Annotated in this window: 10 protein-coding genes and 1 pseudogene; 3 read left to right on the top strand and 8 right to left on the bottom strand. The window is 62.9% G+C overall.

Going from position 1 to position 9,329, the window contains the following annotated elements:
- Positions 1–208: 208 nt before the first annotated feature.
- On the bottom strand, positions 209–1,318 hold the full coding sequence (locus AC0L3D_RS26120; RefSeq protein ID WP_473515169.1) for a TRAP transporter substrate-binding protein: 1,110 nt from the start codon (positions 1,316–1,318) through the stop codon (positions 209–211).
- Between the two features lie 288 nt (positions 1,319–1,606).
- On the opposite strand from AC0L3D_RS26120, the gene AC0L3D_RS26115 reads away from it, so the two are divergent.
- Positions 1,607–2,380 carry a gamma-glutamyl-gamma-aminobutyrate hydrolase family protein gene (locus tag AC0L3D_RS26115; protein ID WP_473646267.1) on the top strand — a complete coding sequence of 258 codons (774 nt, stop codon included), beginning with the start codon at positions 1,607–1,609 and terminating at the stop codon, positions 2,378–2,380.
- A 21-nt stretch (positions 2,381–2,401) separates the two neighbouring features.
- Here AC0L3D_RS26115 and AC0L3D_RS26110 read toward each other — a convergent pair whose 3' ends face one another.
- The 5 genes and pseudogenes from AC0L3D_RS26110 to AC0L3D_RS26090 form a co-directional block, all read right to left on the bottom strand.
- Entirely contained in the window at positions 2,402–2,797 is a 396-nt protein-coding gene (locus AC0L3D_RS26110; RefSeq protein ID WP_236393435.1) for a hypothetical protein, read from the bottom strand.
- Positions 2,798–2,879: 82 nt separating this feature from the next.
- Complete coding sequence (locus AC0L3D_RS26105; protein WP_473646265.1) at positions 2,880–3,863, bottom strand: 2-hydroxyacid dehydrogenase; 984 nt, start codon at positions 3,861–3,863, stop codon at positions 2,880–2,882.
- The gene (locus tag AC0L3D_RS26100) at positions 3,860–4,882 is read right to left on the bottom strand and encodes a LacI family DNA-binding transcriptional regulator (RefSeq protein WP_077375012.1); all 1,023 of its coding nucleotides are present in this window, start codon (positions 4,880–4,882) and stop codon (positions 3,860–3,862) included. Before AC0L3D_RS26100 ends, AC0L3D_RS26105 begins: the two co-directional genes overlap by 4 nt.
- A 123-nt stretch (positions 4,883–5,005) precedes the next feature.
- Positions 5,006–5,113: pseudogene (locus AC0L3D_RS26095) on the bottom strand (EamA/RhaT family transporter); the annotation flags it as partial.
- A gap of 50 nt (positions 5,114–5,163) precedes the next feature.
- Entirely contained in the window at positions 5,164–5,571 is a 408-nt protein-coding gene (locus AC0L3D_RS26090; protein ID WP_473646263.1) for a DUF2000 family protein, read from the bottom strand.
- A 35-nt stretch (positions 5,572–5,606) separates the two neighbouring features.
- On the opposite strand from AC0L3D_RS26090, the gene AC0L3D_RS26085 reads away from it, so the two are divergent.
- The gene (locus tag AC0L3D_RS26085) at positions 5,607–6,485 is read left to right on the top strand and encodes an AraC family transcriptional regulator (protein WP_473646261.1); all 879 of its coding nucleotides are present in this window, start codon (positions 5,607–5,609) and stop codon (positions 6,483–6,485) included.
- Positions 6,486–6,501: 16 nt separating this feature from the next.
- On the opposite strand, the gene AC0L3D_RS26080 is transcribed toward AC0L3D_RS26085, so the two are convergent.
- Positions 6,502–6,972: a MarR family winged helix-turn-helix transcriptional regulator gene (locus tag AC0L3D_RS26080; RefSeq protein ID WP_023796815.1), complete on the bottom strand. Its 471-nt coding sequence runs from the start codon at positions 6,970–6,972 to the stop codon at positions 6,502–6,504.
- 218 nt (positions 6,973–7,190) lie between these two features.
- Positions 7,191–7,922: an intradiol ring-cleavage dioxygenase gene (locus AC0L3D_RS26075; protein ID WP_287363626.1), complete on the bottom strand. Its 732-nt coding sequence runs from the start codon at positions 7,920–7,922 to the stop codon at positions 7,191–7,193.
- Between the two features lie 197 nt (positions 7,923–8,119).
- Here AC0L3D_RS26075 and AC0L3D_RS26070 point away from each other — a divergent pair, with 197 nt between their 5' ends.
- Positions 8,120–9,178 (top strand): CobW family GTP-binding protein, encoded by a 1,059-nt coding sequence (locus AC0L3D_RS26070; protein WP_473626971.1) that lies wholly within the window; start codon positions 8,120–8,122, stop codon positions 9,176–9,178.
- The last annotated feature ends 151 nt before the right edge of the window (positions 9,179–9,329 follow it).

Genomic DNA, 9,329 nt, shown 5'->3' with positions numbered 1-9,329 from the left:
AAATACGATTGCTCGCCGCGGCCGCGGCTGGCGGCCAAAGGCATCACCGCCCCGGACGGCCCGGGGGGGGGGGGGGGGTGGGGCCGGGCCCAGCCCCCCCGGGGGGCGGGGGCCGGGGGGGGCCCGGGGGGGGGGGGGCCCGCGCTTAACACAAAATCCCCGCGGTGGGGCGCCCGGCGCCCTAACACGGGGGGGCGCCAAACTGTTGTCAGAGCTTGGCGGAGCGCTGCTGGACCATCATGAAGGTGTCGTAATTGTACTCGGCCACCTGCGCCCAGAGATAGTGCTCCTTGCGGAACGCCTTGATCGAGTCCCATATCTTCTTGAACGGCGCGTTTGAGGCTTCCATCTCGGCATAGACCTCGTTTGCCTTTTCGAAGCAGGCTGCCAGGATTTCCGGGCTGAACGGACGCAATTTGGCGCCCGCTGACACCAGCCGCCTGACGGCCGCCGGATTCAGAAAGTCGTATTTCTGCAGCATGTTGGCGTCGGCGGCCTGCGCGGCGGTGCGCACCAGCGCCTTGTAGGCCGGCGAAAGCTCCTCGTATTTCGCCTTGTTGAACATCAGATGGACAGTCGGCCCGCCTTCCCACCAACCAGGATAATAATAATTGGGCGCGACCTTGTAGAAGCCGAGCTTCTCATCGTCATAAGGGCCGACCCATTCGGCGGCGTCGATGGTGCCTTTTTCCAGCGCTGGATAGATGTCGCCGCCGGCGATCTGCTGCGGCACGACCCCGAGCCTTTGCACCACTTTGCCGGCAAAGCCACCGATGCGCATCTTGAGGCCCGAAAGGTCGGCGACGGTGTTGATTTCCTTGCGGAACCAGCCGCCCATCTGCACGCCGGTATTGCCACCGGGCAAGCCAAAAAGGCCCTGCGTGGCGAGAAACTCGTTGAACAGGTCGATGCCGCCGCCGTGGTAGTGCCAGGCATTGATGCCGCGCGCGTTGAGCGAGAACGGAACCGCGGCACCCAAAGCCCAGGTCGGGTCCTTGCCCCAATAATAATATGCCACCGTATGGCAGGCCTCGACGGTGCCGGCGGTGGTGGCATCCGCGACCTGCAGGCCGGGCACCAGTTCACCGGCAGCGAAGACCTGCACCTGGAAGTTGCCGTCGGTCGCCTCTGAGAGCATCCTGGAAAAGACCTCGGCGCCGCCATAGATCGTATCGAGGGACTTCGGGAAGGACGACGCCAGGCGCCATGTCACTTTCGGGTTGGTTTGGGCGATAGCCGGCGCGGCAAGCGCCGCCGTAGCCGCCGCAGCGCCGACACCGGTCACACCGGCCTTGCGGATGAATGATCGACGATCCATGAAGTCCTCCCTATTGGATCAACAGACCGACGTTCGGGAGATGCTCTGTACCCCGGATCGGCTTCGCGGCAAACAATACACGGGCAAGAAGTCGAGTCCAGCCATGGGAGCCGGTTTTGCCGGCGGCGTTTTCGCGAAAAACGCGGGCGCGAACACACCTCCTGCAACTTAAGTCTAACGCCCTTCCGTGGCCCATGCGACATGCCGAACTTGTCATGGCAAAGCGCCGTCGGATCGCCTATTTTAAAAGGCAGAACAATCCTTGCACTGAATGGACCCGGATTAAAAATGCAGCAGCCGCTAGTCGCCATATCGACCGACGTCCGCCAGTTCGACAACTACACCTGGCATGCCGCTCCGCAGCAGTATCTGGAGGCGGCGCTTTCGGCGGCCGGCGTGTTCCCGGTGCTGGTGCCGTCCTTCGGCGACCGGCTCGATTTCGATGAACTCCTGTCATCGGTCGACGGCGTCATGATCACCGGCTCGAAGTCCAATGTTCATCCCTCGCACTATGGCGGCGATGCCAGCGAGGCCAACGGCCCCTACGATCCGGCCCGCGACGCCACGACGCTGCCGCTGATCCGCAAGGCAGTGGAGCGCGGCGTGCCGCTGCTCGCCATCTGCCGCGGCATCCAGGAGATGAATGTGGCGCTGGGCGGCACGCTGGCCGCAGAAATCCAGGAGCGCGACGGATCGCTGGACCATCGGGCACCGGCGAGCGACAATCAGGACGAACGCTTCGCCATCCGCCAGACCATTTCGATCAAGCCCGGAAGCTGCCTCGCCGGCGTGTTCGGGGCAGGCGACATCATGGTCAATTCGGTGCACCGCCAGGCCATCGACCGGCTCGGCCCGAAGCTGCAGATAGAGGCGGTCGCCAGCGATGGCACGGTCGAGGCGGTTTCGGTGCGCGACGCCCGCGCGTTCGCCGTCGGCGTCCAGTGGCATCCCGAATACTGGGTCAAGTCGGACAGCGTCTCAGCAAGGATATTCCGCGCCTTTGGCGACGCGGTGCGCCTGCACGCCGCGGCGAAATCTGGCGCACGGGCCGCCGCGGAATAGTTCAGCCGTCGGACGTCAACGTCAATCGCTGCTAGCCGCCAGCGACAGCAGCGGCAGGGCTGGTGCGTAGGATTCATAACCGTCGCCGTCGGCGACGCCGAAAGTGACGATCGGGTCGATGCCGTTCGCGCTGAAGGTGACCGTGCCATCATCCTGCTCGCGCCAGAATTTCGCGCGCTCGATGCCGGGCAAGACCCGGTGGCAATTCGCAGTGACTGTCAACAGCGACAGGCCATGCGCAACCTCAGTGCCGCGCTTGACCGCGCAGGACGCTTCGTCACCATTGGCCACCAGCCGGTAGTCGCCGGGCGACTGCGCTGACTCATCGGCTGTGCGGCCTTCGCCTGCGCCGCTGTGAAACAGCTGAACGCTGCCGAACAGCGCGACCACCGCTATCAATGCAGCAAGTGCTTTCATCTGCGTTCTCCGGGTGTTTGGCGATAGATAAAGATGATTTCAAAGCGTTAAACCGTGGTTAACAAATAGGAAAGCGTGCCGCTCAGCTGCGCGCCTTGAGCTTTTCCGTTTCCGGCACCGGCGTCAACGCCCTCCCCTTCGAAAACCAGGAAATCAGATTGTCGACGCACAGATCGGCCATGGCGCGGCGGGTATGTTCCGAAGCTGAGCCGACATGCGGCAAAAGTGAAGTGTTGGGGGCGGCGAGCAGCGCCGGCGGCACGTTCGGCTCGTCAGCGAAGACGTCGAGCCCGGCAGCGGCGATGGTGCCGCCGGCAAGCGCCGCGGCAAGAGCTGCCTCGTCGACCGTGCTGCCGCGACCGATGTTGACGAAGACGCCATTCGGGCCGAGCGCCGACAGGATCTCGGCGTTGACCGCCTTTTCCGTCGAGGCGCCGCCGGGCGCCACCGAGATCAGCGTATCGACCGCCTCGGCAAGGCCTTTCAGCGTGCCGTGGTATTCGTAGGGCAAGCCTTCGACCTGGCGCCGGTTGTGATAGGCGATCGGCAGCCCAAAGGCCTCCAGCCGGCGCGCAATGGCGAGACCGATGCGGCCCATGCCGAAAATACCGACACGACGGCCGCGCAAGGTCAGCCGGCTCAGCGGATAGTTGCCATCGCGTGCCCAACTGCCGTCGCGCAGCCAGGTCTCGGCGCGCGGCAGCTCGCGAACGGTGTTGATCAAAAGCCCGATCGCCGTATCGGCGACCTCCTCGGTCAGCACATCCGGCGTGTTGGTGACCATGACGCCGCGCTGCGCTGCGTGACGGGCATCGACCGAATCATAGCCGACGCCGAAATTGGCGATGATCTCGAGATTCGGCAGCGCGTCGATGAGGGCTGCGTTGATCCCGCCAAAGGCGGCAATGCCGCGCACCGTCCGGCGCATCTCGTCGGTGACCAGCGACGCATCCGGCCGTTCGATCCAGGCGCGGCTGAACGTCTGGTCGATGCGGCCGACCGCGTGCTCGTTGAATTGGCCCGGCACCAGAATGGCGACTGCTTGCTGCTGTTCGGCTTTTGTCATGCACGTTCCACTGGTTTGCCGGTCGACTGGCGCACATGCAGTTCCGGCTTGATCAGTTCCTGCGACGGCCGCACCATCTGCCCATTGAGCTTGTCGAGCAGCGCGCTGGCGGCGCGGCGGCCAACTTCACGCTGGCCATTCCACACGGTGGTCAGCGCCGGCGTCGCGATCGCTGCTTCCTCGAGATCGTCGTAGCCGGTCACGGATATGTCAATGCCCGGCACGAGTCCGGCGCGTGCAATGCCGTTCATCAGGCCGATGGCGACGAGGTCGTTCCAGCAGCAGGCCGCGGTCGGCTTGTCCTTCAGCGCCAAGAACTGCCCGGCGGCCTCGAAGCCAGCCTGTTTGGTGCGGGGGCCGGGGATGCGCCAGGACGGCCTGACCTCCAGCCCTGCCGCCTCCATGGCGTTGAGATAGCCCTGGTAGCGGTCGCGGCCGGTCGAGGTCTGGTCGGTGCCGCCGATCATGGCGATGCGTTTATGGCCGAGCGAGATCAGATGGTTGGTGGCTAGCCCGGTGCCATAGGCGTCGTCGCCACGAAACACCGGCACGTCAGCGCCTTCGACGGTGCGTGCGATCAGCACCGCCGGCAGGCCGTTTTCCTCGGCCATGAAGATGTCTTCGGGCGGCGTGCCGATGGCCGGCGACATGATGACGCCGTCGGCGCCAAGCTGCAGAAGCGTGTCTATGAAGGTGCGCTGCTTTTCGAGCTGGTCGTAATGGTTCGACAGGATGAAGGTCTGCCGGCTGCGGTCGAGCTCGCTTTCGATCGAGCGCAGGATCTCGGCGAAAAAAGGATTCATGATGTCGTGGACGACGACGCCGACGATGCCCGAACGCGAGGTGCGCAAGCTGGCGGCGCGGCGATTGTAGATATAGCCGATGGCGCGGGCATGTTCCTTGATGCGGTCGCGGGTGATTCCAGCAACCAGCGGGCTGTCGCGCAGGGCCAGCGAGACCGTGGCCGTGGACACACCGAGCGCATCCGCGATCGTCGAAAGCTTGATCTTCTGTGCCAGCGCCTTGCGCTCCCCCGACGATCCAGAGCTAATCCATGATCTCCAGCGAAAACCGGATGCCCGTTTTCGGGATCATGGTCTAAACAGTTTAAACGCGGCCTTATGCCACCCTTCCGAAACAAATCAAAGTTTTTTTGCCAGCGCATCCACCTCGACGTCGAGGGCAGCGCGGTTGCGCACGCGAAGCCGGTGCTCGCGATGAACGATATAAAAGCCGCTGGCGACGATGACGAGCACCGAGGACACCGAGCGTCAACAGGATGAACCAGTGTCGATATGCATCAGGGATGCATGCGGGCACCCTTGGTGATCTTGTCGACAAGCTTCCTTTCGGCGCGCAGCGCGATTCCGACGACCTTGGCATCGTCGGGTGCGAACTCGGCAAAGACGGCGCGGTTCGCCGCGTCGTGGCCGGTCGAAAACATTTCGTCGACGTAGAGCGAGGTCGTCACACCGCGCTCCAGCGCCCGCCGGTGGATCGCACTGGGCGTCGAGCGATCGGCCGAAAGCACAATGATCGGCTGGATCGAGAGCGGATTATAGATATTGCCGGCGCGGTCGCGATAGGGTTCGCCGATGATGTCGCTATACTGAGCGACGATGCCGCTGGTCAGGAACGCGGTTACGTTGAGCTTTTGCCAGACCGGAAGGTTATCCTGCAGCACGATTGCAAATTTCGTGTCGAACATGAGACATTTGCCATTCGAGGTTTGTGAATGAAGTGATGTCACACGGTCTAGATGGCGAGGCCTTTCAGGGTCTTGGACGTTTGTGCGTTGACGCGGCTGAGAACTGCGTCATCTCGGCGCCCGATTGCGTCGGAATGGAGCGTATCGAGGCCCGGTTCCACGGCAGCGCCTTCGATCTCCATCGTCACGATACCTACGCCATCGGCGTGACGCTGCATGGCGTCCAGACTTTCCGGTATCGCGGCGCGACGCATCACAGCCTGCCCGGCCAGATTATCGTGCTCCATCCCGACGAATTGCACGATGGCGGCGCCGGCACTGAAGACGGTTTGCGTTACAGGATACTTTATCTGGAGCCGTCCATCGTGCTGGACTGCCTCGATCAGACAGGCGCATCGCTGCCTTTCGTCAGGAATGCCGTGGTGACGGATCCTGTTTTCCGCACGCGGCTGCTTTCGGCGCTGGGGCCGTTGGACCAGAAGCTGGACGATCTGTTTGTCGCCGACTTCGTCACGCAATTGATGCAAAGCCTGGCACGGCATTCAGGCCGGCCGGCGAAACCGATCCCAAGGACAGCGTGGCGGGCTGTCAGCCTGGCACGCGACTATCTGGAAGAAAATGTTTTCCGTACCGTCCGTTCCGACGAGTTGGAGGCGATCACCGGGCTCGATCGCTACGCCCTGTCGCGGCATTTCCGTGCCGCTTTCTCCACCAGTCCGCACCGCTTTCTCTTGATGCGCCGGCTTCAACGAGCACGCCGCATGATCGAGGCGAGCGAGTCATTGGCGCAGATCGCAATAGCGGCCGGTTTCAACGACCAAAGTCATTTCAGCAGGCACTTCAAGAAGGCGTTCGGTGTCACGCCGGGCCGCTGGTCGGCATTGGTGCATGGATCGTCAGCAGCCGCTGCCTGATGGCGTCAGCCGCGGATCATTCGTCGGCGTCGATCTCGTCATCGACGAGAACCATCTCTCCGTTCGAGAGGTTCGCCTCAACGCGGGCGAGCAGCTTGAACAGCGCCTTCTGGTCCTTTTTATCGAGCCCCTTCAGCGCCTGCTTCTCGGTCTTCTTCACCGATTTCTCGATGGCATGAATGATTTCGCGGCCAGTGTCGGTCAGAAAGATATGGGCCTGGCGGGCATCGGCGGAAGAAGCGCGTTTTTCCAGAAAGCCTTGCGCCTGCAGCCGGTTGATGGTCTTGGTGATGGTCGGCGGGCGAACACCGAGGCGACCGGCAAGATTGCCGGGCGTCTGCCCGTCCTCACGGTCGAGCGCCAGCATGATCTGGTCCTGGCCGGCATAGAAGCCGTGCGCCAAAAGCCGCGCGGCGAGTGCCGTACGCGCCAGCCGCGCCGCCGAATGCAGCCGGCTCATTGTCGCAGTCTTGTCCGCCTTGGCCATGGCTATCCCTCTTCGGCCGAACCGGTGTGGACAGCATAGAGGCAGCCGCCCGGTTGGCAATGGACGATCAAAAAAGATCCGGCTTTGCAAAACAGCTTTGCCGGCAAGCAATGCGGTGTCCGCCGAGGCTAATGCCAGATGTTTATTTCAGTTAGATGACAAACGACTTTTCAGCGCAGGTGGTCGGGTTCGGCAGGAACGCCGCACCGATGCGGGTCTCAATCAGCCCTCACCGCGACGATCATCAAGGCCTGGTAGGCGTCCGCCACCTCGCGCAGCGCCGCCTGCGAAAGCGGCCCGGCGCGCCGCGCGATTCCGTCCCTGGCGTTCGACGTATCCCGCTTGCCGGACCGGTCGGTGTAGGGCGCGACAGTAGTGAATATCTGTTCGCTCAGGCCGTCGGGGAAAAACAGCTGGCCGGTCATCACCGAATTGTCGTTGGGGAAGACTTTGAAATGGATGTGGGTGGTGCGGCCGCGATACCAGCCGGGATAGATGGTGGCGAACGAGACGATGCCGCTGTCATCGGTCTTTTGCCAACCGCGCAGAAAACTCTGGCCTGACGTATCGACATCCTGGCCGTCGCCTTGTCCCGGATAGCCTGAATAATGGCCTTGCGCGTCGCAATGCCAGATATCGACCCGCGCGCCGGCAAGCGGCCGGCAGCCTGCGTCGATGACCTGCAGCCGCAGATTGAGGGCAATGCCCGCTTTGCCTTCGGTGATATCGGCGCGTTCGAGCTTCGGGTCGAAATAGAACGGGCCCTCGGTCGCTTCCGGTGTGATCGCGCAGACGCCGGCGCCGCTGTCGAACAGGGCAAGCGCGGCATAGGGCGAGGCCTGCTGCGCCAGCGCGATGCCCGGCAGAAAGACACCGCCGCTCGCGCTAACGGCAATGAGGCCAAGCGCCTGGCGCCGGCTCAACGGCAAGGAGGACGGTTTGTCGGACATCCGGCGCCTCTTTTTGGTTTCTGTCGAGCAAGCTGGCTTGGTCTTATCTAGTCAGTGAGACCAGCCAACGCCAATGAAAACCCAGCAAATTTGGGAAAACCCGGCAATGTTGGCGACCTGTTTGGCCCATCGGTTGCCACGTGCAAAAGCACGGCGTGCATCCTATATGGAGCCAACAATCCTTTTCGAGGCCCAACATGAGCGATGCACAGACGATACAAATCCCCGTAACCGTTCTCACCGGCTATCTTGGCGCCGGCAAGACGACGCTGCTAAACCGCATCCTTTCGGAAAGCCACGGCAAGCGCTACGCCGTCATCGTCAATGAGTTCGGTGAGATCGGCATCGACAACGAGTTGATCGTGGAATCCGACGAGGAAATCTACGAGATGAACAATGGTTGCGTCTGCTGCACGGTGCGCGGCGACCTGATCCGCGTCGTCGAGGGCTTGATGCGCCGGCCAGGCCGCTTCGACGCCATCGTGATCGAGACGACCGGCCTCGCCGATCCGGTGCCGGTGGCGCAGACCTTCTTCATGGACGACGACGTGCGCTCCAAGACCAGGCTCGACGCGGTGGTGGCGCTGGTCGACGCCAAGCACCTGCCGTTGCGGCTGAAGGATTCCCGCGAAGCCGAGGACCAGATCGCCTTTGCCGATGTCGTCGTGCTCAACAAGACCGATCTCGTCACGCCGGAGGAACTGAGCAAGGTCGAGGCGACGATCCGCGCGATCAACCCGGCGGCCCGGATTCATCGCACCACGCGCGCCGGCGTGGCGCTGTCCGAGGTGCTCGACCGCGGCGCCTTCGACCTTTCCCGGGCGCTGGAGAACGATCCGCATTTCCTCGAGGCGCGTGACGACCACGACCATCATGATCATGACCATCATGACCATGATCATCACGATCATGACGGGCATCATCACCATGACCACGCGCACCCGTCCGATATCCATGACGTGACGGTGCAGTCGGTGTCTCTGCGGGGCGGCGAGATGGACCCGAAAAAATTCTTCCCCTGGATCGAGAAGATCACCCAGATGGAAGGCCCTAACATCCTGCGTCTGAAAGGGATCATCGCGCTTAAAGGCGATGACGAGCGCTACGTCATTCAGGGCGTGCACATGATCATCGAGGGCGACCACCAGCGCGCCTGGAAGGACGGCGAGAAGCACGAGAGCCGGCTGGTCTTCATCGGCCGCGAACTCGACGCCGAGCGGCTGAAGAAGAGTTTTGATGCCTGCCAGGCGGCTTGATTTTCGGGCCTTATAACGCTAGCGCTGCACGTTCTCTCCTTCTCCCCTTGTGGGAGAAGGTGGCCGAGCGAAGCTCGGTCGGATGAGGGGTGTTCCAGCTTGGCAACGACGGCACTCCGTCCAGCACCCCTCAACCGTCTTGGCGCTGCGC

It is taken from the genome of Mesorhizobium sp. WSM4837 (assembly GCF_055811435.1).
The sequence above is the reverse complement of the archived record's forward strand: the minus strand, read 5'-3'. Positions and strand labels throughout refer to the sequence as shown.

Excerpts from the sequence above, each read along its gene's own strand:
- AC0L3D_RS26070 (WP_473626971.1), top strand. The coding sequence starts at position 8,120 with ATGAGCGATGCACAGACGATACAAATCCCCGTAACCGTTCTCACCGGC.
- AC0L3D_RS26085 (WP_473646261.1), top strand. The coding sequence starts at position 5,607 with ATGTCACACGGTCTAGATGGCGAGGCCTTTCAGGGTCTTGGACGTTTG.
- AC0L3D_RS26075 (WP_287363626.1), bottom strand. The coding sequence starts at position 7,922 with ATGTCCGACAAACCGTCCTCCTTGCCGTTGAGCCGGCGCCAGGCGCTT.
- AC0L3D_RS26115 (WP_473646267.1), top strand. The coding sequence starts at position 1,607 with ATGCAGCAGCCGCTAGTCGCCATATCGACCGACGTCCGCCAGTTCGAC.
- AC0L3D_RS26090 (WP_473646263.1), bottom strand. The coding sequence starts at position 5,571 with ATGTTCGACACGAAATTTGCAATCGTGCTGCAGGATAACCTTCCGGTC.
- AC0L3D_RS26105 (WP_473646265.1), bottom strand. The coding sequence starts at position 3,863 with ATGACAAAAGCCGAACAGCAGCAAGCAGTCGCCATTCTGGTGCCGGGC.
- AC0L3D_RS26080 (WP_023796815.1), bottom strand. The coding sequence starts at position 6,972 with ATGGCCAAGGCGGACAAGACTGCGACAATGAGCCGGCTGCATTCGGCG.
- AC0L3D_RS26120 (WP_473515169.1), bottom strand. The coding sequence starts at position 1,318 with ATGGATCGTCGATCATTCATCCGCAAGGCCGGTGTGACCGGTGTCGGC.
- AC0L3D_RS26110 (WP_236393435.1), bottom strand. The coding sequence starts at position 2,797 with ATGAAAGCACTTGCTGCATTGATAGCGGTGGTCGCGCTGTTCGGCAGC.